Origin of the sequence: Methylobacterium sp. NPDC080182 (genome assembly GCF_050281105.1) — a bacterium.
GTDB lineage: Bacteria > Pseudomonadota > Alphaproteobacteria > Rhizobiales > Beijerinckiaceae > Methylobacterium.
In genome coordinates this window covers 29614-55860 of record NZ_JBNNWO010000013.1, presented here as the reverse complement: position 1 = coordinate 55860, position 26247 = coordinate 29614, and the positions used below count along the sequence as shown (strand labels likewise).

Genomic DNA, 26247 nt, shown 5'->3' with positions numbered 1-26247 from the left:
GGTCAGATCAGGCGCAGGGTCACCTGTCCGGTGACGGTCTCGAACACGATCAGGCGACCGCGCTCGTCGAAGACGGCCGCGGCGTCGCCCTCGGGAGCGAAGCGCGCGCGCAGGCTCCCGCTGCCCTGCCACAGGACGGCCGGTCCGCGGATCCGGTTCGCGCCGGGCACGCCGGCCCAGAGCGTCCCCTCCTCGGTGGCGGTCGCGGCCCAGAGGCGGCCGTTCTCCGCCGCGACTAGGCGCGGCGGATCCGTGGGCTCCGCGCGCGCGGCGGCCTCGATCAACGCGCGCTCCTGCTCCCGGGAGGCCGTCGTGAAAGCGTGGGGATGCGCCCGCAGGTGCGGATGCGCGCCGGTCCCCTCGAGGGACCACGCGACGGCCTCGGTCAGGCCGAGCACGCCGACGCCGCGATCGGGCGGCGTCCAGAACCGGCACGTCACCGCCAGGGTGCGGGAGGACAGGCTCCACCACTCGATCAGGCCGTCGTGCCGGGCGTAGATCAGGGCGCTCGCGTCCGCGAAGGCGGCGAGCAGCAGCGGCCGGCCCGGTTCGGTCATGGGCAGGCGCCAATGGTGCGCCAGGGCGCCGTCGGAGCCGGGCGCGCCCCCCGCGCGACCGAGGAGCGAGGCGGTGTCCAGCCGGACGAGCGCCTCCCCGTCGAAGACGAGCCAGCCGGTCTCGTCCGCCTGACCATGCCAGTGCGTGATCGGCAGGGGACCGAGCGGCAGGAGCCGTCCGGTGCCGGCGTCGAAGAGCTGGACGTCGGGGCCGTCGAGCGTCTCGCGCAGAACGAGGGCCCGGTCGCCCGCGCCGAGACGCGCGAAGCCCGTCAGGCCATCCACCTGTCCCCGCCAGCGCTCGCGGCCGGCGCGGCCGAGGAGGCGCACGAGACCGGAACGGTAGCCCAGGAGCAGCCGCCCGCCCGACAGGAGCGCGGCATCGGCGATCTCGGCGAGCGCCGGGCCGTCCGGGACGACGAGCGGGCCGGTCACGCGGGAGGCGGCCGGTGCGGAGCGCGTCCTGAGCTGCCGGAGATGCTGGCGCAGGGCGACCTGTCCGCCGGCTTCCGCGAGGCGCCCGGCGAGCCGGGCGCGCTCCGCGTCGTGGCCGAGGATGCCGTCATCCGCGGCGAGGCGGCGCGCGAGGCCGCGGCAGAGGAGCGCGAAGGCGGGCGTCGGCGGCCGCACCGGACCGCCCTCGAACTGTGCGTCGAGCAGGAGCGCGGCCACCGCGCTCCGGCGCGCCGCCGCCTCGGCCCCGGTCGCGCTCACCAGGTCCGTGAAGGCGGCGTGCAGCCGGTCGCCGTCCCGTCCCTCCCAGGACAGGGCGCGCAGGGCCCGGGCGAGCGGCGCGGCCGGCACCGGCGTCTCGGCGCCGAGGGCTTGCCGGATCCAGCCGCGTCGCCGCTCGGCCAGAGCCGGCAGGCCGAAGGTGACCGCGGCGGCGCGATCCAGGGCGCCGATCCCGACGAGGCGCGCGGCCCAGGCCTCGGCCAGGACCGGTCGGAACGGATCGTCGGCCACGAGTTCCTTCCAGAGCTCCGCGTGGGCCTCGTGGCGGGCGGCGAGTGCCAGGGCCCGCTCGGTCTGTCCCGCCCGGAACCAGAGCGGGACGGTCGTCGCGGGCGGGAGGCGGCGCGCCTCGGCCAGACGGGCGGCGGTCTCCAGGCGCCCGGATTCCGCGAGGAGGCGCACCGCCTCGTGCGGGTTCCCGACCAGGCTGTCGAGCACGAAGGCCGCGCGATCCGTGTCGCCGCGTCCGGCCATCGCCACGGCCTGCGCGCGGTAGAGCGCCGCGAGCCGGATCTCGTCCGCGGGCGCGAGGCTCAGTCCGCTCGCCCGCTGCGGCCCGAGATCGAGGTCGAGGCTCCTGCGCAGCCCGGGCCCGGTCAGCGGCAGGTCGGCGAAGGCGCTCCCGCGCCGCGCCGCGCCGCCGAGACCGATCGCCCGGTACAGGGCCTCGTCGACGCGCCCCGCCGCGAACAGCCGCTCGACCTCGGTGAGCCGCCGGGCATAGAGGCGGCGAAGATGGACCGCGTAGGGCGAGCGCCACGCGAGCCACGCCGCCGCCCGGCGCCAGATGGGCGTGCGTCCGCTGCCGGTTCCGGCGGGCGGGCTGGCCGAGGGCGCGGCGCCCTCACGCGCGGCCCGCGCTCCGCGGCGCCGGAACGCGAACCACGCGAGGACGAGAAGGACCAGCACCGGCAGCGCGAGGCTGCCCCAGTGGGCTGCGGCGGACCCGTGCTCCGCCGTCGTCCGGACGTTCTCGGCGAAGCCGAGCACCATGGCGCCGACCATGATGGAGGCCAGCAGGACGACGTAGGCGGTCCAGAGGAGTCCCAACGCGCCGCCGATCAGGCGCCGGCCGCGGGTGACGAGATCGCCGAGGACGTGCTTCGTCCGGCGCCGCGGCCGCCGGGTCGCGGCGTCGCGGACCGGCGCGAGGGGATCCGCGTCGGCGACGAGGGCGGGGGCGCTGACGAGGCGGCGCGCCGGCGCCGCCGGTCGCAGGACCGGCAGGCGTTCGGCCGGATGTACCGCGATCGCGTCGAGATCCCACCAACCGGCGATGTCGAGACTGGCGAAGGCCGCCAGCGGCTCGGCGGCGAGGCGTCCCCCCGTCATGTGGACGACATGGTCCCGCAGGGCCGCGGCGACGGGCGGCTCCGGCTCGGCGAGGGGTACGGCGGTCAGGATCCCGGCACTGCGCACGACCGGCAGGACCGGTCCGAGGGCCGCGCAGTCCCGCGTGACGGGCGCGGCGAACAGCACGAGCACGCGATCGCCGCGTGCCCGCACCTCCGCGGCGTGCTCGAGCCAGGGAAGAAGCCGGGCGCGCCAGTCCGGCCCCGCGGAGCCGCGCGCCATCAGGATCCCGTCGAGGGGGATCGTGCCGGCATGCACCCAGCCGCGCGGGCGCAGGGCCGCGAGCGGCTCCCGGGCATCGGGGACCGGCGGCGGCCTCAGGCGCCCAGGCACGGGACGGTTTCCGCGAACGCGCCGAGATCTCTCAGGTGGGACCATCCGCGGTCGAGCTGGCCGAAGGCGAGCGCGTCGACGAAGCCCGCTGCGTCGCACCGCGCGGCCGCGATGCACGGGACGGCATCGGCATCGACGGCGACGCGCACCGCCTCGAGGGTCGCGTCCGGAAGCGTCAGGGGATCGCCCGCCGCCGCGCCGCCCGGGGTCCGGAACGTCAGGCGCGCCGATCCCGCCTCGTCGCGGTCGAGATGGAGGGCGAGGGGTCCCTCGACGGCCTGGGCGCGCACGCCGTCGTACGGGGGCACGATGCCGATGATCCGGCCCTGCGGCCCGAGGTGCGCGACCGCTCCGTCCGCGGCGTTCACCACGTGCCAGTACCCGCCCGCCTGCTCGATCCCCAGGGTGGGCTGCCCGCGCACCGCGCAGAGGGCGAGGCCGCCGCCCGGCCGCAGCGATCCGGCCCGGCCGGGGAACCGCGCCACGACCTTCCCGTCGGACGGCCGCCGCGCGATCACCCCGTCCGCGCGATCGCGCATCAGCAGACCGGCGGGCGTGACCGCGAGGGGAAGCTCGCCCGCGAGCGGCGCGTAGTCGATCAGCCGCGTCTCAGAGATCAGGAAGGCCGTGCCGTCGGCCGCCAGGAGCCAGGACCGGTTGCGGCGTTTCAGCATCCCGAGGGGCGGCAGAACCGCCTTCGGCAGGCGCCGGCACACCAGGGGATGGTCCCGCGGGATCCGCCGGTCGAGCGTCGCAGCGGCGCCCGAGCGGTCGAAGGTCCAGCTGCGGAGCGTCAGGCGCGCGTCGTCGGCGTAGACGTTGAGGCACGCGGCCCGGATCCGCGACCGGCCGACGGCGAGCCCCACGAGGCGCTCGTGGGGTGCGACCGGCAGGCGCAGCGCGCCGGAGGTGCCGGTGACGGGGACGATGAGGATGCCGTCGGGCCGCGCCACCAGGAGGTGCTCGCCGCAGGGCGCGAAGGCCAGCCCGCGGGGCGCCCAGTCCGGAGGCGCCGCGCTCCGGTCGGGCGCGGACCGCCGGGGCGGCGGGCGTCCGGGAGCTGGACGGGGCCGGAACGGGTCGCGCAACAGCGCCACCGCCTCGCGCTCCGGCGGGAGGTCGAGGCGCGCGGCGGCGACAGGGCCGGTGGCGTCGAGCACGGTGACGTCGGCGGCCACGGCGAGGCCGTCCGGCCCGAGACGCGGCCGCTCCTCGATGGTGATCCGCCGGCACGGTCGCGCCGCTTCGGGCAGGTCGGACCCGCCGATGAGCCAGAGGCTGGCGCCGGGCCGCCCGGCCGCGCGGGTCGCGACCGGCTCGGCCACGACCCGTTCGAGTTCGACCGCGTCGAGGGATGTGGCGGCACTCTCGCGGAGAAGGATCGCGGCGTCGGACCGCTTCAACGCGCCGAGCCAGCGCCGCTCCGGCGTGGCGGTCGAGGCCCAGAGCAGGCGCGCGCCGCGCCGCCGGGCGAGGCCGGCCAGGCAGAGCAGCGCCGCGAAGGCCACGAGGCGGGGGGCGCCGAGGAGTTCCGGCCCGGCATCGACCACGACCAGCACGGCGCCCGCATCCGCCGCCTGACGGTAGACCGGCTCCAGGGTCAGCAGGTCGCGCTCGGCCGCGCGCTGCAGGAAGGCGTCCGGATCCAGGTCGCGCCAGAGCCACTCCGAGGCGACGAGGCGCTCGATCCCGCCGCGGGTTCCGAGGCCCCCCAGCCCGTCGATCTCGCCCTGCGGTTGCCCGCCCGCGCCGTCGGCCCGCTCGACGAGGGGCCGCAGCGCCTCGACCAGCGCCGCGAGGATCCGCAGATCCGGTTCCGCCATGTCGGAGAAGAGCGTTGTCCACGGTGCCAGCGCCGGCGGAAGGGTCGTCCGCGGACCGGTCGACGCGGCGCTCACGCCGTCTCCCCCAGGCGGCCGGTATCGATGTCCGGCACGGCGCGCGAACCGGCGAGGTCGAGCAGGCGCAGGGTTTCGCCCTCGGGGACGAGCAGGGCCGGACCGCCCAGACCGTGCCGGTCGAGCAGGCGGCGCGCGACCTCGGCGCGCCAGGGCGCCGGCACGGCGAGGCGGCACCCGAAGGGCATGAGCAGCGGCCCGTCGGCCGCCAGCCACCCGAGCGGCGTCGCGCACCAGGGCAGCGCCGGCCGGCCCGAGCCCGTGTCGGGGGCGAACAGGACGGCCTCGCCGCCCGCCAGCGCCAGGCGCAGGGTGGCGTAGCGGCCGATCCGCGGGGCGATCCGCGCCAAGAGACCGGCCGCGTCGCTGCGGGTGAGGCGCAGACCCACCGGCAAGCCGCCGGCCGCCGGCATCAACCGCAGGGGAAGACGCGCCGGATCCGGGATCACGCCGGAGTCGCGCCCGCGACCGGTGCCCGGCAGCGCGTCAGCAGCGCGTCCCGCGCCGCGGCGAGGGCCGGCGGGCGCTCCTCCGCCCCGAAGGCGGCGTCGATCTGCACGAGGAAGGATTCGGCGCGGACCAGCCAGGCCTCGAAGGCGGGGGCGGTGCGGTCGTCCGGGGCGGAGGCGGCCAGAGCCTCCCCCTCCCTGGCGAGGTCCGCGGCCCGTGCGGCCGGACCGTAGCCCGCCGCCTTGGCGGCCGCGGGCAGGACGGGGCTCGCCGCGGCGCCGAGCTCGACGCGCAGCAGGTCGCGGGCCTCGTCCTGCGCGATCCGGTCCTGGACGAGGTGGATCACCGGCCACAGGTCGGCCTCCTCCGCGGCCGTCCGGCCCGCGATGAGCGCCGCCGCCGCGACGAGCGACTGGCCCCGCACCACGCGCCGGTCGCTCAGCCGCACGCCGCGGGCGCGCAGCTTGCGCACCACCTGCGCGTAGGCGGGCCGGACCGGCGCGAGGTCGATCCGCGCGGCGGCCTCGGCGAGGGCGTCGATCTCCGCGAGCGTCAGCGGCGCATCCCCGTCGCCGGGTTCGAGGGACGCGACCGGGTCGCCGGCGAGCAGGGCCTCCAGGTCGGTGTCGGCCAGGGGATCGACGAAGGCCGTGACGAGGAAGCGGTCGGCGAAGGCCGCGAGACCGGGATCCTCCGGCAGGGCGTTGCTGGCGCCGACGCAGCAGCGCAGCGGGACGGCGGTGTCGAAATGCCCCCGGCGGTAGCGGCGCTCGTTCAGCACGCCGAGAAGCGCGTTCAGGATCGCGGTGGAGCCGAGGAAGACCTCATCGAGGAAGGCGAACTCGGCCTCCGGCAGCATGCCGGAGATGTCCGGTCGCAGCTTGCCCGCGCGCAGGGCTTCAAGGTCCAGCGGGCCGAACAGTTCGGCCGGTTCCGTGAAGCGCCCGATCAGGTACTCGAAGCAGCGCGCCCCGGTCCCGGCGGCGCAGGCCCGCACCGCGGCCGACTTGCCGGTGCCGGGCGGTCCGATCAGCAGGAGATGCTCGCGCGCCACCAGCGCGAGGTGCACCAGCTCCACCACGTGGCGACGCCCGACCAGGCCGCGGGCCGCGCGGCCGATGGCGCGCTCCAGGCGTGCGATCGCGGTATCGATACCCCCCTCCCGTCAGGTTCGGCCCGCTCGCCGCGACAGGGCGATCGGTCGCGGTGCCGTCCCGCGCCGCGCCGTCGAGCCGGCGGCGGGCGCCTCACGGAGCCCGTCCCGTGACGTGAAGCGCGGCCGGACCGAAGACTTTCCTGCGCGGCCGCGCGTCCCGATCACCGGCATCCGCCGAGATGCCAAATCTGCCCGTGCACGCGTCCCACTATCGTCGCGCAGCCCCGGCGCCGGGACGATCAGGCGAAACATTCTGACCACGAGACATCCCGGAATACTCTGATTCCGCGAGGCTAGCCCGGCGGTCGACTTCCGGTCAACGTGCCGCGACCGCCGCTTGACCATCGCGGCGGCGCGCACGCACCGGCGACGCGGTCAGTCCCGCGACGTCGGACCGGAGACCGGCGCCTTCGGGACCGCGAGGCGTCCCTCTTCGGCCTTGTTGATGTACTGACTGGCGATGAAGAGCCCCTTCAGCGGCCGGATGATCGGCACGCAGGCCAGGAGGAGCAGCGGCAGCGTCACCACGGCGTGGACCCAGAGCGGCGGATCGTAGGTGAGTTCCAGCCAGATCCCGAAAGCGGTGACGGGGAACGCCATCGTCATCATGATGAAGAAGGCGGGCCCGTCCGCCGGATCGGCGAAGCCGTAGTCCAGCCCGCACGCCTCGCAGCGCGGCCGCAGAGTGATGAAGCCGTCGAACAGGCGTCCTGTCCCGCAGCGCGGGCAGCGGCAGCGCAGGCCGACGGACATCAGCGATTGGTCGGTGGTCCTCTGCATCATCGACGGTCCTGAGCAACAGGCCGGCGCCGATCCCTGATCGACCGGCCTTGCGCCTGCCGATTGTATGGCATATCAAGCCATACAATCGCGGTTGAGACTGAGCCATCCGACGGGTTTCCGGCGGATCGCGGCCAGTTCGGAACACTGAGCGCTCCGGCCGCACGCTCAATGTATGCATACAGTGGTGGGATTACAGGGGTCAATGATGGAATCCTGGAGCCCGACAATCGCCGGCGACACGGGGCCCAAGTACCTCGCCATCGTCCGGGCGTTGGCCGAGGACATCCGGGCCGGCCGGCTCTCGCCGGGAGCGCGCCTTCCGCCGCAGCGCGCCCTGGCGAAGCACCTTAACGTCGATCTCACGACGGTCACGCGCGCTTTCAACGAGGCGCGCCGAACGGGCCTGATCGACGCGACCGCGGGACGGGGCAGCTTCGTCCGGGCGTCCCGATCGCCGGCCGGGGAGATGCGCAGGCCCGATCCGTCCGGCAGCGTCGATTTCAGCATGAACATGCCGCCCCAGCCGGAGGTGGCGCGGCTGGCGGAGCGCCTGGAGGCGGGTCTGTCGCGGTTGGCCGGTTCGTCCACCTTCCTGGCCCGGATGCAGTACCAGGACAGTGCCGGGAACCTCGCCGACCGGGCGGCGGCAGCCCACTGGCTCGGTCAACGGCTCGGGGCGCTCCCGATGCAGCGCGTCCTCGTGGCCGGTGGTGCCCAGGTCGTGCTCGCCGCCGTGCTCGCTGCCGTCCTGAAGCCGGGCGACGCCCTCTGCGTCCCGGCGCTCACCTATCCCGGGCTGCGCATGGCCGCGGAGCGCCGCGGCGTCCGCCTCCTGCCTGTGGCCGGCGACGCGGAGGGGCTCGACCCGGACGCCCTGCTCGAGCGGTGCCGATCCGATCGGCCGCGGGCCCTGTACCTCGTGCCGACCCTCGACAACCCGACCACGGCGACCCTGCCGGCAATCCGGCGTCGGCGGATCGCCGAGATCGCCCGCACGCACGGCGTCGCCATCATCGAGGACGACGCGTACGGCGCCTTGCCCCACGACGCGCCGGCTCCCATCGCGTCCCAGGCGAGCGACATCACGTGGCACATCGCGACGCTGTCCAAATGCGCGAGTCCCGGCCTGCGCATCGCCTACGTCGCGGTCCCGGGGACGAACGAGGCGGTGCGGCTGGCGGCCGAACTGCGCGCCATCAACATGATGGCCTCGCCCCTCACGGCCGCGCTCGCCTCGCACTGGATCGCCGAAGGCGAGCTCGACGGCATCGTCGCGGCGATCCGGCAGGAGAACGAACTCAGGCAGGCGGTCGCGCGCGAGACGCTCCGGGACCTGGACGTCTGGGCGCATCCGTGCGGGCACCATCTGTGGCTCCGGCTGCCCGATCCCTGGCGTCGCGGCGAGTTCGGTGCCCACGCGCGCCAGCTCGGCGTGTCGGTCGTCCCGAGCGACGCCTTCGCGGTCGGGGCCGCCCCGGAAGCGATCCGCGTCTCCCTGGGCGCGGCGCCGGACGCCGAGACGCTCCGGTACGGCCTCAGCCTGCTCGCGACGCTGCTGGCGCACCCGCCCGGCGCGATCTCGACCGTTGTCTGAGCCGGCCGAGGCGGCGCGTGCCGGTCCGACCCCTCTGACCGCGAAGGGAACGCGATGCTCCAGTGTCTCAGGCGGACGCGCCCGCGGATCCCGCGTCGTCCCTCGCGCGTCTCGGCACTGGCGCTGGTACTGCTCGCGTCAGCCTGCTCGGACGACGGACGGGAGCGCCGCCACGCGCTGGGCGAGACCCCGACGTTCGACGACGTCATGCGGGTGGCCGACGCGGAGCGCGGCGGGCGGCTGTTCGGTCAGTGCGCCGCCTGCCACACGATCAGCCCGGAGGCGGGCGATCGGAACGGACCCGAACTCTACGGCGTGCTCGGCAAGCCGGTCGCCAGCAACAGCCGGCGCTACGGCTATACCGGGGCGCTCCGGGCGCTGGGCGGCGTCTGGACACCGGAGCGGATGGACCTCTGGCTCGCCGCCCCGGCGAAGCTGGCGCCCGGCACGCGCATGACCTTCCGCGGCCTTCCCGATCCCCTCGATCGGGGGGATCTCATCGCCTATCTCCGGACCCGGTCACCGGGGGACGGTGACGCAGAGGCGCACCCGTCGCGGCCTTGAGCGGCTCCCCGGCGGCATCGCGCGTCCTTCGCGACGCGATCGGAGCCGGGATCGTCCTGCCGGTCCGACGAAGCGCGCGGGCAGGGCGACGCCGTGCGCGTACTGGATCAGAGCCGGTGCGAGACCCGCGATCATCGACCAAGCGACGAGCCGGTCGGATCCGGACGCGGTTTCGTCATCCTGCGCGTCGCCATCGGCCGTCCCCTCGCGGTCGCGGCCGGTGATCGGCCGCCTCGGAGCGGCGTCGTGGTCAAGCTCCTCTGCCGCCGGATTGCGCGACGTCTCGCGTGGCGGCACGGACTGACCCGGCGATCCCTCAGATCAGCCCGACGGATTCTTCCGGGAAGCGGATCGCGAAGACCGCCCCCAGCCCGGGACCGGCGCTCTCCGCCGTGGCGCGGCCGCCGTGAAGCTCGGCGATCCGACGGACGATCGAGAGCCCGAGACCGGTCGAGTTCTCGCCGCCGGTGGGCTTGGCCGACAGGCGCTGGAACCGCCCGAACACGCGGGCCGAATCCTCCGGCGAGAGGCCGGGCCCGTGGTCGGCGACGGCGCAGATCAGTTCCGCGCCGCGCGGGCCCGGCTCGCGGCTGACCCGGACCGTGATCGCCCCGCCCACCGGGCTGTACTTGATGGCGTTCGAGACGAGGTTGTCGAGGGCCTCGCGCAGGCGCTCGGCGTCGCCGCAGAGGAACAGCTCGTCCGGGCCTTCGCAGACCAGGGTCTGGTCCTTCGCGTCGGCGAGCGGCCGGTCGGCCTCGCAGACCTCCCGGGCGAGGCCCGCGAGGTCGACCGGTTCCCGGCGCAGGCTGATGTCGAGGGCGTCGTTCATCGCGTCGGCCATGAGGCTGTCGATCATGGTCGTCAGCCCCTTGGCGCTGGTGCGCACGTGCTGCACCTGCGCCCGCATCTGCTCCCGGTCACCCTGCATGTCGATCAGGTCGGACAGCATCTCGGCGCGGCCGAGAATGACCGCCAGCGGGTTCTTCAGATCGTGCGCGATCGTGCCTAGGATCTCGGTCTTCAGGCTGTTGGCGCGCCGCAGGTCCGAGCGCTGCAGGTCCAGCCGGCGATTCGCCCGGATCAGCTCGGCGGTCCGCTCGACGACCCGCCGCTCGAGGTCGGCGTTGGTCAGCTGCAGCCGCTCGTAGAGGATGACGTTGTCGAAGGCGATCGACAGCCGGCTCGTGAACAGGGCGATGAGCGACCGGTCGGTCTCGGACAACTGGCGGTCGGCCTCGATCAGCGCGACGATCTCGCTGCCGCTCGCCGTGTGCAGATACAGGGTCGACCAGTGCTCGCCGAAGCTGTGCCGGCGCTCGGCAAAGGCGCGTTCGACGAGGGGTTGCACCCGCTCCTCCAGCGGCCAGCACGGCTCGCGGCCGGCGTAGTGGCCGTAACAGCCGGAGCCGGCCAGAACGCAGAAGCGCTCCTGCGGGGCGGCGGTCTCGCGCAGGACCAAGATGCCGGCGCAGGCGACGTTCAGGAGCGAGGCGACCTGGGTGAGGACACCCTCCGCCAAGCGCTGCATCGACTTGTGATCGAGGAGCATCGGCGCGGCGTCGATGATGATCTCGAGCCCGCGCCGGGTCTCGTCGAGGCGCTTGAGCTGCTGATGGGCGCGCAGGGCCGCGGTGAGGCTGGTGAACAGCTTGTCGGCGGTCAGCTCGGTCTTCGCCTTGTAGTCGTTGATGTCGTAGTCGACGATGATCCGCCGCTCCGGCGCCTGCCCGGGCTGGCCGGTCCTCAGGATGATGCGCACGGTCTCCTGCCGGAGCTCGCGCCGGATGTAGTCCACCAGCTCCAGCCCGGCATTGTCGGTCTCCATCACCACGTCGAGCAGCACCACCGCCACGTCGCGGCGCTCGGCGAGCAGCACCCGCGCCTCCGCGGCCGAACGGGCGGTGAGGATCTCCAGGCCGCGCCCGTCGAGGGTGTAGCTCGCCAGCGCGTAGCGCGTGCCGTCATGCACGGCCGGATCGTCGTCGATCACGGCGATCACCCAGGCTCCCGCGGTCGGCTGCGCCTCGTCGAGGTCGTCAGGGATCAGCGTGAGGGTGTCATCGTCCATGGCTATGACCTGAAATGCTGCTCGCAATCGGACGACTACGCTAGAAATCGTGTTGAAAACTTGTCACGCTACCGTGAGCCGATACGATTCCTGCATTCGTTCAAGAGCGAACCCGGAAAGTGCGCACCGCTGCGATGATCATACCAGACAGCCCCGCCCCCGGCGCCGCCCGCGGCGGTGCGGCGATCCCGTCGATCGCCGTGGTGGACGACGAGGCGGCGACCCGCGAGATGGTCGGGGATTACCTGAAGCTCCACGGGTTCTCGGTGGTCCTGTGCGACGGCGGGCGCTCCTTGCGGGAGCACCTCGCCGGCCACAGCCCGGACCTGATCGTGCTCGACCTGAACATGCCCGAGGAGGACGGGCTCTCCATCGTGCGCGACCTCAAGGCCCGGACCGCGATCCCGATCATCATGCTCACCGCCACGGCGAGCGCGATCGACCGCGTGGTCGGGCTGGAGCTCGGGGCCGACGATTACTTGCCCAAGCCCTGCGAGTTGCGCGAGCTGGTCGCCCGCGTGCGCTCGGTCCTGCGCCGCGTGCAGACGCCGACCGCCGCGCCGGCCCCAGTTCCCGTGAGCGGGCGCCGCATCCGGTTCGGCACGAAATGGCTGGAGCTCGACGCCCTGCGCCTCAGCGACGATGCCGGTTTGGAGCAGGCGCTCACCCGCTCGGAATTCGACCTGCTGAAGGCGTTCGCCGACAATCCGCGGCGGGCGCTCTCGCGCGAGCGCCTGCTCGACCTCGCCGATGCCCGCGACCCGGACGCGTTCGACCGCGCCATCGACGTACGGATCAACCGCATCCGCAAGAAGGTCGAGCCGGACCCCGGCAATCCGCGCTACATCCGCACCGTGCGGGGCCTCGGATACATATTCCGCCCCGAGGGAGACTGATGCGACCCGGATCAATGTTGCGTCGTGATGGGGTGACGCAACAATTCACGCTCCAGATCTGGCTGGAAGCAATATCCGCGGTACGGAGCGTCCCTATCAGCGTGGCAGGACCGAGGGCCGGAGGTGCCCGGAGGACGGGCCATGCGACACGTGATCGGTACCTCGTCGGCCGCGGCTTTCGGCACGCTCTGCGTCCTGGCGCTCGTCGGCTGGACCCAAGCGGCCAGCACGGTGCCGATGCAAGCCAGCGGGGGCGCAAAAGCCTCCGCGGCGGCCCGTGACGGCGCCGCCTGTGGCGGGGCGGCCTGGCCGTACCCGCCCGGCGCCTGCGCGGGTGCCGGCCTGGTCGGCGACCCGGCGGGCCGTCGCGTCCGGCTCATCGCGGTCGACGCCGCGCCCGGCCGTCGGTGAGGGGCGCGAACCGCCATGCCGCACTTCAGCGACGACCCCGGTGCCGACGAAGATCCCGATCTGCTCGGTGCGCTGCGCCGCATGCTGCGCGCCGGAGAACGCGCTCCGCGGCGCCTGCCGACCTGCGCCGAGCGGTTCGGCGTGCCGGCGCCGCGCGATCGCGCGCGTGACGCGCAGGATGCCGTGCTGGCCGGCCCGGACCCGCGGCCGCCCCGATCCCGACATCGCTGAGACCGCCCGTGGCGGATGGCTTCGACGCCGTCTCTGCGCGCGCAGCGAAGCGATCCGGCGGCGCCACATCGGCCGGGCGCGCGCAGCCCTGGGTCGCTCCGCTGCGCGCGCGATGACGGGGCGGGCGGCATCGACCGAAGTCTGCGCGCGGACACCGGGTGATCCGGTCGCCGGAGCGCCGCCCGATTGCACCGCTCTCCGGCACGGCCTTAAGTTGCTGCCGGACCCCTATGTCGGGACGCGGATGCGGGTTGGACCCAAGATCGCCCTGGTCGGTGGCGTGCCGATCCTCGCCGCCGGCGCGATCGCCATGGCCGGCTGGCTCCTCCTGGCGCAGGAGGAGCGCGCCCGGCGCGGCGCGGTCCTGGCCGCCGACGTTTACCACGACATCGCCACCGCCCGCCTGGTCCGCGACCAGTACGCCGCCGCGGATGCGCAGGACCGGCCCGCCTACGCCGAGCGCTTCGCCAGCCTGACGGCACGGGCCGAGGCCGGCCTCGGCCGGCTCGCCGGCTTCGCCCGCATCGACGAGCAGCGCGCGCGGACCGCCTCGGTGGAGCGGGCGCTGGCCCGCTACCGGGGCGAGATGGACGCCTTCGTCCGCCAGACCCGGGAGAATGACGGCCTGATCCGCGAGATGACGCAGCGGGCCAACACCCTGATCGACCTCACCGACCGGGCGCGCCTGCGGCAGCAGGCCTCGAACGCCGACCTCGCGCGCTCGACGGCCGAGAAGGTCGAGGCGCTGCGGGTCGCCCGGGGCCTCGTGGCCCGCCTCAACGCCCTGAGAGCCCGGAGTGCGGAGAGCGCCGTGCTCGCCGCCCAGGCCGCGGCCCGGAGCGAGGCCCCCGCGGCCGGCCCCGCCGGAGCGGCGGTCTCGGAGGGCGACGGCCCGCGCGCGCAGGGCCTCTTCCGCGCCGCCAGCCGCGAACTCGCGGCGGCGCTGCGGGCCGACGGCCGGGACGCCGACGCGGAGGCCCTCGACGCGCTCACCGCCGAGACGGCGGGGTGGAAGCCGGACCTCCGCGCGAGGCTCGACGCCTGGATCGAGCGCACCTTGAAGATCGAGACGTCCGGCCAGGAGAGCCTGCACGACGAGGTGGCGCAGCTGCTGGCCTATTCCGTGGAGGCCAACGAGATCGAGCGCGCCACCCAGAACGTCGCGATCGGCACCCTCAAGCTGGGGCCGCGCACCGCGGGCGCCCTCCTGCACCGGGACGCGGCCCTCGCCGAGCGGATGCGCGACGAGGGCGAGCGCCTCGCCCGGAGCGCCGCCTCGCTGCCGATCTCGCCGCTGATCCAGGCCGAGATGGTCCAGGCCCTCGACGGGTGGCGCGGGCGCCTCACCACCACCATCGGGGGCCTGCGGCAGCAGAACGCCATGATCGTCGCGATGGACGGGCTCGCCGCGACGATGATCGACAGCGCCAAGGCGCTCAACGACGCCTTCGTGGAGGACGCCGACCGGTCCGGCATCGTCATCCAGCGGATCCTGCTCGCCGGCGCCGCCGGGCTCCTGCTGTTCGGCGCGCTGGTCGTGATCCTCGTCGCCCGCTCGATCCTGGTGCCGCTGCGCGCTCTCCAGGGCGACATGGTCATGCTGACCGGTAACCCGGCGGGGGCGGCCGTGCGGGGCACGGCACGCCGGGACGAGCTCGGCGACATCGCCCGCGCCACCGCGGTGTTCGTCTCCGAGATCACCCGCCGGGAAGGCGCGCTGCGCCGGGCCAAGGATCAGGCGGACGTCGCCCTGGTCGAGCTGCGCCGGACCCAGGACAACCTCGTCCGGGCCGAGAAGCTCGCCTCCCTCGGGCAGCTCGTGGCCGGGGTCGCCCACGAGATCAACACGCCGCTGGGCATCGCGCTCACCACCGGGACGCTCATGAGCGACGAGGCGCGGGCCTTCCGCACCGGCCTGTCTGCCGGCACGCTGTCGCGGTCCCGGCTGAACCACTTCGTCGACCGGGTCGAGGAGGGCGCCACCCTGCTCTGCACGAATCTCACCCGGGCCGCCGACCTCGTCCAGGGCTTCAAGCAGGTCGCGGTGGACCGCGTCAGCGACGAGTGCCGCAGCGTCGTGCTGGCGACCTGGCTCGACGATCTGCTGGCGAGCCTCAGGCCGATGCTGCGCAAGGGCGGCCACACGGTGGAGCGCGCCTGCCCCGCGGACCTCGTCATCGACACCAATCCCGGCGTGCTCGCGCAGATCGTGACCAACCTCATCGCGAACGCGGTCGTGCACGGGTTCCGGGCGGGCGAGCCGGGCCGGATCACCGTGCACGTGTCGGAACGGGAGGGCGGCCTCGTGCGGATGGAGGTCCGCGACACCGGTCAGGGCATCCCGCCGGAGCACCTCGACCGGATCTTCGACCCGTTCTTCACGACGGCCCGCAGCGCCGGCAGCACGGGGCTCGGCATGCACATCGTCCACAATCTCGTGACCGCCAAGCTCGGCGGCCGCATCGCGGTCAGCAGCGAGCCCGGCCAGGGGACCGTCGTGCAGGTCGACTTTCCCGCCCAGGGTGCCGGAGCGGCCGCGCGGCCGCGGACCGGCGCGATCCGGACGCCGTGAGGCCGGCCGCGGCATACCGCGCCGGCCAGCGCGCCCTGGCGGTCGCCTTCATCTCGGCGCTGATCCTGGGTCACGGCCCGGCGTCGGCGCGCACCTTCGTGTTCTGCTCGGAAGGCAGCCCGGAAACCTTCGATCCCGCCCGCGCCACGACCACCACCACGATGAACGCCGCGTGGCAGGTCTACAATACGCTCGTGGAGTTCGTGCCCGGCACCACGACGATCCGCCCGGCCCTCGCCGAATCCTGGACGGTCTCGGAAGACGGCCGGACCTACGTCTTCGCTCTGCGGGACGGCGTCCGCTTCCACGCCAACGCGCGCTTCACCCCCACGCGCGCCCTGAACGCCGACGACGTGGTGTTCTCGTTCACCCGGCAGCGGCGCTCCGGGCCCGACGGCGCCGCGCAGGGCTTCACCTACTTCCACGATCTCGGCCTCGCCGACCTGATCGAGACCGTCGACGCCCCGGATCCGCGCCACGTCCGCTTCCGGCTGCGCGAGGCCGACACCACCTTCCTCGCCAACATCGCGCAGGCCTTCGGCGCCATCCTGTCCGCCGAGTACGCGGCCGCCCTCGCGGCCGGCAACGCGTCGGACGACCTCGCCCGGGCGCCCATCGGGACGGGCCCGTTCGTCTTCGAGGGGTACCGGCCGGATCAGGTCCTCCGCTACCGCGCCTTCCCGGATTACTGGCGCCGCGCCGCGGACGGGAACGAGCCGGGCGAGCGCCCCGACGGTCTCGTCTTCGCGATCACGCCGAACGCGGCGGTCCGGCTGAACAAGCTGCGGGCCGGAGAGTGCCACGCCATGGCGTTCCCGGCGACCGGCGACCTCGACGCGATCCGGGCGGAGCCGGGCCTGACGCTGCTCGCGCTGGCCGAGCTGAACGTCGCCTATCTCGCCCTCAACACGACCCGTGCGCCCTTCGGCGACGTCCGGGTGCGGCGCGCGGTCAACCTCGCCATCGACCGGCGGGCGATCGTGGCGGGCGTCTACGGTGACGCCGGGATCCTGGCGCAGGGGCCGCTGCCGCCCGGGATCTGGGCCCACGACGCGGACCTGCCGGACACCCCCTTCGACCGCGGCGAGGCGCTGCGCCTGCTGGCCGAGGCCGGGCTCGCCGACGGCTTCGACGTGGACCTGTGGTATCCGCCAGTCAGCCGACCCTACAACCCGAACGGCCGGCGCGTCGCCGACATGATCCAGGCCGACCTCGCGCAGGTGGGCATCCGTGCGCGCCCGGTCACGCGTCCCTGGAACGCGTACCGCGCCGCCCTGTACGGCGGAGAGCCCACGCTGATGCTCTACGGCTGGACGAGCGACAACGGCGACCCGGACAACTTCCTGAACGTCCTGCTCGGCTGCAAGGCCGCCCAGACCGGCGGCGCCAACCTCGCCCGCTGGTGCGACCCGGCCTACGACCGGCTGGTCGAGGCCGCCCGCCGAACCGGCGACCGGGAGGCGCGCCAGGCTCTGTACCGGCAGGCTCAGGCCATCGCCCGGCGCGCGATGCCCTGGGTGCCCCTGGCCCACACCAAGGTGCATCTGGCGCTCCGCGACGACGTGCTCGGCCTGACGATGGATCCCCTCGGCCGCCACCTGTTCGAGACGGTACGGTTCCGCGACCCGCGCTGACGGCAACGACAGCGCCGTCCTCGCGAGCGGAGCGAAGCAATCCAGCAGCGCCACGTCCACTAACGGCGCGCATCCCTGGGTCGCTTCGCGGCGCTCGCGATGACGGGGTGGGCCGACCGACCGGCCACGCTCACTTCTTGGTCCGCTGCTGGAAGACCCGCAGCACCTGATTGCCCCGCGCCACGGCGTCGTCGAGGGCCTGCTGCGGCGCCTTCGCGCCGTCGAGCGCCGCCTCCAGCTCCTCGGCCCAGATGTCCCGGATCTGCAGCATGTTGCCCAGGCGCAGACCGGCGGTGTTGCGTGTCGGCGGCCGCCGGGTGAGTTCCTGCACGGCGACGTGGAGCTGCGGGTGCCGCTCGAAGAAGCCCTCCGCCACCGCGTCGTCGTAGGCGGCGCGCGTGGTGGGGATGTAGCCGGTGTTCCGGTACATCGCGGCCTGCTGCCGCCCGTCCATCAGGAAGGCCAGGAACCGGGCGACGCCGCGGTACTCGTCCGGCGTCTTGCCCTGCATCACGTAGAGCGAGCCGCCGCCCAGGATCGCGTTCTGCGGCTCCGGCACGACGTCGGGATAGAAGGGCATGGGCACGACCGTCCAGTCGAACCGGGCGGCGGTGGCGACCTTGCCGTACAGGCTGGACGAGGTGAGGAAGATCGCGCAGTCGCCCGAGACGAACCGGCTCTCGCCGCGATTGACGCGGTCGTTGTACTCGAACACGCCCGCGCGCTTCAGGTCGACGAGGTTCTGCAGGTGGCGGACCTGGAGCGGGCCGTTGAAGACGAGTTCGGCATCGTAGCCGTCCAGGCCGTTGGAGCGGGTCGCGAGCGGCCGGTCGTGCCAGACGGACAGCTGCTCGAGATGCACCCAGGTCGGCCAGGCGGAGGACAGGGCGCACCGCTTGCCGTCCGCCGCCTTGAGCCGCCGCGCGGCCTCGAAGACCTCGGGCCAGGTCGCCGGGGGCTGCTTGGCGTCGAGTCCCGCCAGACGGAACCGGTCGCGGTTGATCCACATCACCGTCGAGGAGACGTTGAAGGGGAGCGACAGCATCCCGCCCTCGGCATCCCGATAATTGGTGGCGACGACCGGCAGGAAGTCCTCGGGCGTCACCGAGAGCCCGGCCTCCCGCATCACGGTGGCGACGGACCTGACGGCGCCGACGGCGGCCGCCATGGTGCCGTTGCCGACCTCGAAGACCTGCAGCAGGTGCGGCGCCGCGCCGGTGCGGTAGGCCGTGATGCCGCTGCTGATCGTCTCGGCGTAGGAGCCCTTGTAGACCGGCACGACCCGGTAGTCCGGCTGCGAGGCGTTGAACGTCTCGGCGAGGCGGGTCACCAGCTCGCCGTTCGGCCCGTCCAGGGCGTGCCAGAACTGGATCTCGGTGAGGGCCGCGGCGGGCAGCGGGCGCAGCGCGGCGGGCAGCCCGACGAGTAGCCCGACGAGCAGCGGCATGAGCAGGCCGGTGCTCGGCAGCCTCGAGCGGCCGACGCCGCGCCGGATGGGTTGCGTCGCGCCGCTCATGCCAGCCGCTCCGGTAGCCACAGCCGCAGCACCGTGCCGGCACCCGCGCTGCTCTGCAGTTCGACCCGCCCCTGGAGGCGGTTAACCACGAGGTTGTGGACGATGTGCAGGCCCAGGCCCGTGCCGCCGCGGGCGCGGGCCGTCGTGAAGAACGGGTCGAACACGCGGCCGAGGTCGGCCCCGTCGATGCCGCGCCCGTCATCGGCGATGGAGAGGCCGATGCCGTCCCCGGACCGGATCCCCGTGATGGTGATGCGGCCGCCCTCCCGATCCTGGAAGCCGTGCTCGATCGCGTTCTTGACGGCGTTCGAGACGACCTGCGCCAGGATCCCCGGCAGGGTGTCGACGACGAGATCGGGCGGGCAGTCGACCTCGAACACGTGGCGGCCGGGCCGCGCCAGGGCGCGCAGGCTCTTCAGGAGCTCGTCGATCCACTTCGCGAGGTTCAGCGGGCGGCGGTCCTCGATGGCCTGATCGGCCGCCACCTGCTTGAAGCTGTAGAGGAGATCGGCCGCGCGCATCAGGTTGCTGGTCAGCAGCTGCGCGCCCTCCCGCATCCGCCCGGCATACTGGGTCAGCCGCGACCGGGAGAGCTGGTTGTCCCCGACCATGCGCGCGAACGCGGCCGAGTCGGACTGGACCTGTGTCGCCGTGGTCAGGGCGATGCCGAGCGGGGTGCTGATCTCGTGCGAGACGCCCGCCACGAGCTGCCCGAGCGAGGCGAGCCGCTCGGCGCGGATCAGGTCCTCCTGGGCCTGCCGCAGGGTCGTGAGCGCGTCGTCGGCGCGCTGGGAGGCGTTGCGCCGGTCCGCCTCGCGGCGGCGGATCTGCTCCAGGAACGCGTTGGTCGCCCTGGCGATGTCGCCGAGTTCGTCGCGTCGGGTGAGCAGGTGGCTGTCGCGGCCGATATCCTCGGGGGCGGGCGCGGCGGCGGCGGTGACGATGCTGTGCTGGAGCGCGTGCAGCGGCCGGGTGATCGAGCGCGCCACCGCGGCGGCGGCGCCGATCCCCAGGCACAGGGCGCCGACCGCCCCCACGACCAGCAACTGCCGGATCACGCTGCCGAACTGGTCGGCATCGTCGATGAAGGCCCGGCTCAAGGTCTGCGCGTTGGCGCTCATCGTGGCGGCGCGGCTGTCCATGTCGGCGATGGTCTCGTTCTGCTCGCCGATCTTCTCGATCGTCGCGGCGAGCTGCGTGCGCCACCCGTCGATCGCCTCCGCCATCTCGTCCCGGATGCTCACCGGGATGAGCAGCGTCCGGGACGTGCCCGACAGCTCCGCGCCCGCCTCCAGCACCCGCGACGCTTCCGCAGTATCCCGGCGCGCCAGGGCCGCATCCGTCCGCCGGGCCAGGCGCAGGGCCGTGAGGGCGATGTCCTGGGCGGAGAGCTCGGCCTCGTTCGAGAGGACCGAGTGACGGATCAGGAGCGCGACCTCCTCGTACAGCCGGTTCTGCCGGGTGACGTTCACTTGGACGAGCTGGTCGCACCACTCGACCAGGACGCGGCCGGCCTGGGTCGCGCGGGTCAGCTCGAAGCCCTCGGAGAGCACCCTGTTGAGGCCGTCCTCGGTCCGGCTCCGGTCGCGGTACGCCTTCAGGAGCTCTGTCGCCCGGTCCGCCGCCCCCGCCTCGCCGTCGACCCGCAGGACGCGGCGCAGCCGGTCGCCCACCGCATCGAGCTGCCGCAGGTCGGCGGCGAGCTCATCGAACTCGATCGGGAAGACCGGGCGACCGATGCGCGCCCGGTTCAGCTCCGCGGTGCTGATCGCCTCCCGGAGCTCCCGGAGAGCCGTGACGACGCCCTGGTTCCGCTCCAGCTCGGCATCCTTGACGGCCAGGACGGCCATCAGCTGAGCGTTGTCCTGCTGCTGGCGCCGGCGCGCGACGTCGGTCAGGGCCACCAGGGCGTCCGCCCGCCGGGCCATATCGGCGATCGTCGCGTTCGCGGTCCGCTCGGAGAGCAGGAGCGAGCGCATGCGCGTCACCTGCGAGTTCAGATCGCCCGTGACGGTTGCCACGAGAGCCGACTGGCCGCGCGTGCGCGCGAGACCCTCCAGGCGTTCGAGCTGCCCGGCCGCCGTGGCGGCCCGCTCGTCGAAGCGTCGCTCGGCCTCGTCCCGCCGCGCGGTGCCGCCGCTGACGGCATCCGCCCGCGCCCGGTTCATCGACGTCAGCGTCTGTGCGGTCTCCGTCGCCACCACGGCGCCGGTCCGGGCCCGCTCGGCCTCGTAGAGCAGGATCCAGGCGCCCAGCGCGATGGCGGCCGCGACGAGAATCGGGATCGCGCCGACCACGAGGACGCGGCGCGCGATCCCGGACCTCCCCAACCCGCGGATCATCGCGCCGCGCACCGTGTCCCGCGCCCCGTCACCCGTCCCGCTCCCCGATCCGTCGCTGATTCCTCGACGACACAGTCCGTTATTGTGCCATCGGCGCGATGACTTCCCGAGAGCGCTGAAGCAACACGGGACGCAATATTCCCGCAGCACCGCTTGCGTAGATACCGCCCCGCACAACGGTCCTCGAAGGCCGAATGAGGGGAAACACCATGCTCGACGTCATCGCCCGCCTCCTGCTCTCGGCCGGCATCATGGTCGGCACGACCTACCTGCCGGCGCTCTCGCAGGCCGTCACCGGGCAGCCGGCCGGCACCCGGAGCTACGCCGCGGACGCGCCCGCCTGCCCGGCGAAGCCCGCGATGGCCGGGATCCGCGCCCGATCCTGCCTGGGCTGACCGGTATGGAGACGCTTCCTCTGATCCTGCTCGTCGGCGGGAATGTCCTGCTCGCGATCGTGATCCCGCTCCTCGTCTGAGCGCGCCGCGATCATGCTCCGCGAGGCCGCCGGAAGGCCGGTCGACCAGGGCCCGCCGCGAACCGCCGCCGCGGTCGGCAGTTGCCCGCCGGTGAGGCCTCGATTAGCCGGTCGATGCGGCCAGCTCGGGCCGCGCCCCGTGTCACGATGCGCCGCCGCCCATGCCCGCGTCTCCAAGCCTCGCCCGGGACCGATCCCGCATCGCGGCCCTCGCTCTGGCGACGCTGATCGGCGTCGGCGATCCCCGCCCGGGCTGGTCCCTCGACATGCCGGACAGCCCGCGTCCCGCCCGGCCGTCCCGGCCGGTGCCGCCGGAGCTGGCCGCGGCCCTCGCGGCCTACAGGACCTACGTCGTGGCCCAGGCCGACGCCTTCGTGCGCGAGACCGCGCGCTTCGTCGCGGCGATCCAGGCCGGGCAGCTCGCGGAGGCGCGCCGGCTCTACGCCCCGGCGCGCGCGCCCTACGAGCGTATCGAGCCGGTGGCGGCCCTGTTTCCCGAGCTGATCAAGCGTCTCGACGTGCGCAGCGACGAGTTCGAGCTGCGCGAGCGCGATCCCGCCTTCGTCGGCTTCCATCGGCTGGAGATGGCGCTGTTCACCCTCGGCACCACGGAGGGGCTCGGCGAGGTCGCGGAGCGGCTCACCGCCGAGACCGTGACCCTGCGCGACCGACTCGCGGCGCTCGCCATCCCGCCCGCCCGGGCGGTCGGGGCGGCCTCGGCCCTGATCGAGGGGATCGCCGCCACCAAGATCAGCGGCGAGGAGGAGCGCTACAGCCGCACCGACCTGTGGGACTTCCAGGCCAATATCGAGGGCTCGAAGGTGGTGTTCACGCTCCTGCGGCCGCTGCTGACGGACCGGGACTTCGTGGCCCGGGTCGAGCGCAGCTACAAGCGAGTCGAGGACCTGCTCGCGCGCTACCGCAGTCCGGACGGCGGCTTCCAGAGCTACGACAACCTCACCGCCCGGGACCGCAACGCCCTGAAGGGGCCCATCACCCTTCTGGCTGAAGATCTGTCGACGCTGCGTGGCCGGCTCGGTCTAGACTGATATCATTGCCGAGGTGCCGCGCTGTGGCCTCTCTTCGTGGCTAAAGGCGGCAGCGCGACCAGATTTTGCCGAGCGACGATGCGCTTCCTTTCACCGGTTCCCACCCGCCGCCGGTTTCTCGGCGGCCTCGGCGCGGCCGCGCTCCTCGGGCCCGCCCGAGCCGAGGACGCGACGCCGACCACCGCCACCGAGGGGACGCTCGTCTCTCAGCCCTTCTACGGCCCCCACCAAGCCGGGATCGTCACACCGCAGCCGGCCGCCGCCCTGTACGTCGCCTTCGACGTGCTGGCCGAGCGGCGCGGCGAGCTGCCCCACCTGTTCCGGACGCTCACCGAGCGCCTCGCCTTCCTGACGCGCGGCGGTGCCGTGCCCGATCTTCACCCGCAGCTCCCGCCGCGCAATTCCGGCATCCTCGGGCCGACCATCCTCCCGGACAATCTCACCGCCACCGTCTCGGTCGGCGCGAGCCTGTTCGATTACCGGTTCGGCCTGGGTCGCGCTCGCCCGCGCCATCTCGGGCCGATGGAGCGCTTCCCCAACGACGCGCTCGACCCGGCGCAGTGCCACGGCGACCTGCTGATCCAATTCTGCTCGAACACCGCCGAGACCAACATCCACGCCCTGCGCGACGTCATCAAGGCGACGCCCGGCCTCCTCACGCCGCGCTGGAAGATGGAGGGCTTCCTCCCGCCCCACGTGGTGAAGACCATGGGGGCCGACACCGTGCGCAACATGCTCGGCTTCAAGGACGGCACCGCCAACCTCGACGTGCGGGACCTCCGGATGATGGACCGTTACGTCTGGGTCGGAGCGGGGCAGGACGAGCCGGCCTGGACGACGGGCGGAAGCTACCAGGTCGTGCGGATCATCCGCACCCTCGTCGAGCGCTGGGACCGCACGCCGCTCGGCGAGCAGGAGGCCATCATCGGGCGGCACAAGGGCAGCGGCGCGCCGCTCCGGCAGGGACACGAGCGCGACGTCCCCGACTACGCCGCCGACCCGGACGGCGAGGCGATCTCGCTCGCGGCCCATATCCGTCTCGCCAATCCGCGCCTGCCGGGCACCGAGGGCAGCCTGATCCTGCGCCGCAGCTACAACTATTCCCGCGGGCTGACCGCCGCCGGCCAGCTCGACATGGGCCTGCTGTTCGTCTGCTACCAGGCAGACCTCGCCGCCGGATTCATCACCGTGCAGAACCGTCTGTCCGGCGAGGGGCTCGAAGAGTACATCCGCCCGATCGGCGGCGGCTATTTCTTCGCTCTGCCCGGCGTGCCGGGGCCCGGCTCCTTCCTCGGGGAAGGCATGCTGGCCACGACCTAGAAGGCGTCGACGCGGATCCCGGCTCGGACCACCGCCCCCGGATGCTGCGCCCGGGGCGCCCGAGGGACCGGCCGGCTGCGGGACCGCTCCCGCGCTCAGTCGCCGTCCGTCTGCCCCGCGATCAGGGCCATGCGGACGAGTTCGGAGAGGCTGCCGGCCTGGAGCTTGGACATGACGTTCGCCCGGTAGATCTCCACCGTCCGCGGGCTGATGCCGAGATCGAGGCCGATGACCTTGTTGGCCTTGCCGGCGATCAGTCCCTCCAGCACCTGCCGCTCGCGCTCGGTCAGTTCGGCCAGGCGCGCCCGCACCGCGTCGCGCTCGGACGCGCGCTTGGCCGTCCGGTCCGAGCGCGCCAGGGCCGAGCGGATGCTGGCGAGGAGCACCTCGTCGTCGAACGGCTTCTCGATGAAGTCGACCGCGCCGGCCTTCATGGCCGCGACCGCGAGGGCGACGTCCGCGTGGCCCGTCATGACGATGACCGGCGGCAGGCTGCCCCGCTGACGGAGGCGGTGCAGGAGCTCGACGCCGTCGATGCCGGGCATGCGCACGTCGGTGACGACGCAGCCGACGCGCTCGGGCTCTGCCGCCAGGAAGGCGGTCGCGGAATCGTGGACGCGGACGGTCAGCCCGTCGGTCGCCAGCAGGAAGGCCAGCGCCTGACGCACCGCGAGATCGTCGTCCACGATGTGCACGGGCGCGTCACTCGACATGAGCCATCTCCTCGCGGTCGAAGGTGCGCAGGGTGAAGCGGAAGGTCGTCCCGCCGTCCGGACCGGGGCCTGCCTGGATCTTGCCGCCGTGGGCCTCGACGATGGTCCGGCAGATGGACAGGCCGACGCCCATGCCGTTCGCCTTCGTCGTCACGAAGGGCTGGAAGAGCTGCTCGGCGATCTCGGGCGCGATGCCGGTCCCGGTATCCGACACGCGCACCTCGACCAGGCCCTCGGCGGGCAACGCCCGCGTGGCGACGGTCAGGTCGCGCCGGGCGACGTCCTGCATGGCCTCGATCGCGTTGCGGATGAGGTTGAGCAGGACCTGCTGCACTTGGATCCTGACCGCCATCACGAGAGGCGCGTCCGGGTCGAGATCGAAGCGGACGCGCACGCCCTTCTCCTTGGCGCCGACGAGGGCCAGGGCGCTCGCTTCCTCGATCAGCTTCGGCAATCCCTCGATGTGGCGCTCGCTCTCGCCGCGCGACACGAAATCCCGCAGGTGCCGGATCACCTGCCCGGCTCTCAGGGCTTGGTCGGCCGCCTGGTTCACCGCGTCGGCGAGCAGGGGCACCTCGGGACCCTCCATGCGCCCGAGGAGGCGGCGGCAGCCCTTCAGGTAGCTCGCGATCGCCGTCAGGGGCTGGTTGATCTCGTGGGCCAGGGTCGAGGCCATCTCGCCGAGGGCGGTGAAGCGCGACATGTGCACCAGCTCGGACTGCAGCTCCTGCAGGCGCGTCTCGGTCTCGTTCCGCTCGGTGAGGTCCCGGATGAAGCCGGTGAAGTAGCGCTCGCCGCCCGAGCGCATCTCCCCGACCGACAGCTCCATGGGGAAGGTGGAGCCGTCCTTGCGCTGGCCGACCACGACGCGGCCGATGCCGATGATCCGGCGCTCGCCCGTCCGGAGGTAGCGGGCCATGTAGGCGTCGTGCTGGCTGCGGTACGGCTCCGGCATCAGCACGCTGACGTTCCGCCCGACCATCTCGTCCGAGCCGTAGCCGAACTGGCGCACGGCGGCCGCGCTGAACGACTTGATCTGCGCCTGCTCGTCGATGACGATCATCGCATCGGGCACCGTGTCGAGGATCGAGCGCAGGTGCGCCTCGCGCGCCCGCAACTCCTCGTCGGCCTGCTTCTGCGCGTTGATGCTGAAGACCACGCCCCGGTGCCGGCACGGCCGGCCGCCGGCATCGACCTGCACGCGCCCGCGCGAGCGCAACCAGTGAACGCGTCCATCGGGATGCACGGCGCGGAAGTCGATCTCGTAGCTTCCGCCGTCCGTCAGCGCGCGCCCGATCGCCGCCGCCCGGGCGGCGCGGTCGTCCGGGTGAACGCGCGCTTGGATCTCGTCCAGGGTGGTGAGACGGTCCGGCGGCACGCCGAACAGGCGGATGCAGGACGGGAGGATCGTGACGCGCCCGGTCGGGATGTCGAGGGCCCAGCCGCAGATGCCGGCCTCGTCGAGCGTCAGCCGCAGGCCGTCGGCGTCGAAGGGGCCGCCGTCGCCGGTGGCGGGCGCGTATGGGTGTTCAGGCGTCGTCATGTCAGTCGCGCGCGGGGGGACGGCACCGTCATCCGTCCGGGTCGTCGGCGC

At 73.5% G+C, this 26247-nt stretch carries 20 protein-coding genes; 10 read left to right on the top strand and 10 right to left on the bottom strand.

The window, feature by feature from the left end:
• Nucleotides 1-2: 2 nt before the first annotated feature.
• The 5 genes from ACQKQD_RS22065 to ACQKQD_RS22045 all read right to left on the bottom strand — a co-directional run bounded on the left by ACQKQD_RS22065 (nt 3) and on the right by ACQKQD_RS22045 (nt 7262).
• Nucleotides 3-2978, bottom strand: a complete 2976-nt coding sequence (locus tag ACQKQD_RS22065; RefSeq protein WP_427509561.1) for a hypothetical protein — start codon at nt 2976-2978, stop codon at nt 3-5.
• Nucleotides 2963-4876, bottom strand: coding sequence for a hypothetical protein (locus tag ACQKQD_RS22060; protein WP_427509560.1), 1914 nt, complete (start codon nt 4874-4876; stop codon nt 2963-2965). Before ACQKQD_RS22060 ends, ACQKQD_RS22065 begins: the two co-directional genes overlap by 16 nt.
• Entirely contained in the window at nt 4873-5265 is a 393-nt protein-coding gene (locus ACQKQD_RS22055) for a hypothetical protein (RefSeq protein WP_427509559.1), read from the bottom strand. Before ACQKQD_RS22055 ends, ACQKQD_RS22060 begins: the two co-directional genes overlap by 4 nt.
• A 56-nt stretch (nt 5266-5321) precedes the next feature.
• Nucleotides 5322-6458 carry an AAA family ATPase gene (locus ACQKQD_RS22050; protein ID WP_427509656.1) on the bottom strand — a complete coding sequence of 379 codons (1137 nt, stop codon included), beginning with the start codon at nt 6456-6458 and terminating at the stop codon, nt 5322-5324.
• A gap of 399 nt (nt 6459-6857) precedes the next feature.
• Nucleotides 6858-7262: a DUF983 domain-containing protein gene (locus tag ACQKQD_RS22045; RefSeq protein WP_085986796.1), complete on the bottom strand. Its 405-nt coding sequence runs from the start codon at nt 7260-7262 to the stop codon at nt 6858-6860.
• A 205-nt stretch (nt 7263-7467) separates the two neighbouring features.
• On the opposite strand from ACQKQD_RS22045, the gene ACQKQD_RS22040 reads away from it, so the two are divergent.
• Complete coding sequence (locus tag ACQKQD_RS22040; protein WP_427509558.1) at nt 7468-8859, top strand: PLP-dependent aminotransferase family protein; 1392 nt, start codon at nt 7468-7470, stop codon at nt 8857-8859.
• A 54-nt stretch (nt 8860-8913) separates the two neighbouring features.
• Nucleotides 8914-9423, top strand: coding sequence for a c-type cytochrome (locus tag ACQKQD_RS22035; RefSeq protein WP_427509557.1), 510 nt, complete (start codon nt 8914-8916; stop codon nt 9421-9423).
• 316 nt (nt 9424-9739) lie between these two features.
• Here ACQKQD_RS22035 and ACQKQD_RS22030 read toward each other — a convergent pair whose 3' ends face one another.
• Nucleotides 9740-11494, bottom strand: coding sequence for an ATP-binding response regulator (locus ACQKQD_RS22030; RefSeq protein WP_091680607.1), 1755 nt, complete (start codon nt 11492-11494; stop codon nt 9740-9742).
• A gap of 134 nt (nt 11495-11628) precedes the next feature.
• Here ACQKQD_RS22030 and ACQKQD_RS22025 point away from each other — a divergent pair, with 134 nt between their 5' ends.
• From ACQKQD_RS22025 to ACQKQD_RS22005, 5 genes are all read left to right on the top strand, one after another.
• Entirely contained in the window at nt 11629-12390 is a 762-nt protein-coding gene (locus tag ACQKQD_RS22025; RefSeq protein WP_427509556.1) for a response regulator, read from the top strand.
• Between the two features lie 141 nt (nt 12391-12531).
• Nucleotides 12532-12801: a hypothetical protein gene (locus ACQKQD_RS22020; RefSeq protein WP_091680610.1), complete on the top strand. Its 270-nt coding sequence runs from the start codon at nt 12532-12534 to the stop codon at nt 12799-12801.
• A 15-nt stretch (nt 12802-12816) separates the two neighbouring features.
• A complete protein-coding gene (locus ACQKQD_RS22015) occupies nt 12817-13032 on the top strand; it encodes a hypothetical protein (RefSeq protein WP_056533316.1) in 216 nt (71 codons plus the stop codon).
• A 244-nt stretch (nt 13033-13276) separates the two neighbouring features.
• Nucleotides 13277-15604 carry an ATP-binding protein gene (locus tag ACQKQD_RS22010; protein WP_427509555.1) on the top strand — a complete coding sequence of 776 codons (2328 nt, stop codon included), beginning with the start codon at nt 13277-13279 and terminating at the stop codon, nt 15602-15604.
• Nucleotides 15601-17238 (top strand): ABC transporter substrate-binding protein, encoded by a 1638-nt coding sequence (locus tag ACQKQD_RS22005; protein WP_091680615.1) that lies wholly within the window; start codon nt 15601-15603, stop codon nt 17236-17238. Before ACQKQD_RS22010 ends, ACQKQD_RS22005 begins: the two co-directional genes overlap by 4 nt.
• A 130-nt stretch (nt 17239-17368) precedes the next feature.
• Here ACQKQD_RS22005 and ugpB read toward each other — a convergent pair whose 3' ends face one another.
• Nucleotides 17369-18754: a sn-glycerol-3-phosphate ABC transporter substrate-binding protein UgpB gene (gene ugpB / locus ACQKQD_RS22000; RefSeq protein WP_091978127.1), complete on the bottom strand. Its 1386-nt coding sequence runs from the start codon at nt 18752-18754 to the stop codon at nt 17369-17371.
• Nucleotides 18751-21096: an ATP-binding protein gene (locus tag ACQKQD_RS21995; RefSeq protein WP_427509554.1), complete on the bottom strand. Its 2346-nt coding sequence runs from the start codon at nt 21094-21096 to the stop codon at nt 18751-18753. The genes ugpB and ACQKQD_RS21995 overlap by 4 nt, the downstream gene beginning before the upstream one ends.
• A 209-nt stretch (nt 21097-21305) precedes the next feature.
• Here ACQKQD_RS21995 and ACQKQD_RS21990 point away from each other — a divergent pair, with 209 nt between their 5' ends.
• From ACQKQD_RS21990 to efeB, 3 genes are all read left to right on the top strand, one after another.
• Nucleotides 21306-21491, top strand: coding sequence for a hypothetical protein (locus ACQKQD_RS21990; protein WP_056533322.1), 186 nt, complete (start codon nt 21306-21308; stop codon nt 21489-21491).
• 241 nt (nt 21492-21732) lie between these two features.
• Nucleotides 21733-22620, top strand: coding sequence for an iron uptake system protein EfeO (gene efeO, locus ACQKQD_RS21985; RefSeq protein WP_020093141.1), 888 nt, complete (start codon nt 21733-21735; stop codon nt 22618-22620).
• Nucleotides 22621-22698: 78 nt separating this feature from the next.
• On the top strand, nt 22699-23940 hold the full coding sequence (gene efeB, locus ACQKQD_RS21980; protein WP_427509553.1) for an iron uptake transporter deferrochelatase/peroxidase subunit: 1242 nt from the start codon (nt 22699-22701) through the stop codon (nt 23938-23940).
• A 95-nt stretch (nt 23941-24035) separates the two neighbouring features.
• Here efeB and fixJ read toward each other — a convergent pair whose 3' ends face one another.
• A complete protein-coding gene (fixJ, locus tag ACQKQD_RS21975) occupies nt 24036-24653 on the bottom strand; it encodes a response regulator FixJ (RefSeq protein ID WP_091978125.1) in 618 nt (205 codons plus the stop codon).
• Nucleotides 24643-26196, bottom strand: coding sequence for a PAS domain S-box protein (locus ACQKQD_RS21970; protein ID WP_427509552.1), 1554 nt, complete (start codon nt 26194-26196; stop codon nt 24643-24645). The genes fixJ and ACQKQD_RS21970 overlap by 11 nt, the downstream gene beginning before the upstream one ends.
• Between the last annotated feature and the right edge of the window lie 51 nt (nt 26197-26247).

Excerpts from the sequence above, each read along its gene's own strand:
- ACQKQD_RS22045 (WP_085986796.1), bottom strand. The coding sequence starts at position 7,262 with ATGCAGAGGACCACCGACCAATCGCTGATGTCCGTCGGCCTGCGCTGC.
- ACQKQD_RS22040 (WP_427509558.1), top strand. The coding sequence starts at position 7,468 with ATGATGGAATCCTGGAGCCCGACAATCGCCGGCGACACGGGGCCCAAG.
- ACQKQD_RS22035 (WP_427509557.1), top strand. The coding sequence starts at position 8,914 with ATGCTCCAGTGTCTCAGGCGGACGCGCCCGCGGATCCCGCGTCGTCCC.
- ACQKQD_RS22030 (WP_091680607.1), bottom strand. The coding sequence starts at position 11,494 with ATGGACGATGACACCCTCACGCTGATCCCTGACGACCTCGACGAGGCG.
- ACQKQD_RS22025 (WP_427509556.1), top strand. The coding sequence starts at position 11,629 with ATGATCATACCAGACAGCCCCGCCCCCGGCGCCGCCCGCGGCGGTGCG.
- ACQKQD_RS22020 (WP_091680610.1), top strand. The coding sequence starts at position 12,532 with ATGCGACACGTGATCGGTACCTCGTCGGCCGCGGCTTTCGGCACGCTC.
- ACQKQD_RS22015 (WP_056533316.1), top strand. The coding sequence starts at position 12,817 with ATGCCGCACTTCAGCGACGACCCCGGTGCCGACGAAGATCCCGATCTG.
- ACQKQD_RS22010 (WP_427509555.1), top strand. The coding sequence starts at position 13,277 with ATGCGGGTTGGACCCAAGATCGCCCTGGTCGGTGGCGTGCCGATCCTC.
- ugpB (WP_091978127.1), bottom strand. The coding sequence starts at position 18,754 with ATGAGCGGCGCGACGCAACCCATCCGGCGCGGCGTCGGCCGCTCGAGG.
- ACQKQD_RS21995 (WP_427509554.1), bottom strand. The coding sequence starts at position 21,096 with ATGATCCGCGGGTTGGGGAGGTCCGGGATCGCGCGCCGCGTCCTCGTG.
- ACQKQD_RS21990 (WP_056533322.1), top strand. The coding sequence starts at position 21,306 with ATGCTCGACGTCATCGCCCGCCTCCTGCTCTCGGCCGGCATCATGGTC.
- efeO (WP_020093141.1), top strand. The coding sequence starts at position 21,733 with ATGCCCGCGTCTCCAAGCCTCGCCCGGGACCGATCCCGCATCGCGGCC.
- efeB (WP_427509553.1), top strand. The coding sequence starts at position 22,699 with ATGCGCTTCCTTTCACCGGTTCCCACCCGCCGCCGGTTTCTCGGCGGC.
- fixJ (WP_091978125.1), bottom strand. The coding sequence starts at position 24,653 with ATGTCGAGTGACGCGCCCGTGCACATCGTGGACGACGATCTCGCGGTG.
- ACQKQD_RS21970 (WP_427509552.1), bottom strand. The coding sequence starts at position 26,196 with ATGACGACGCCTGAACACCCATACGCGCCCGCCACCGGCGACGGCGGC.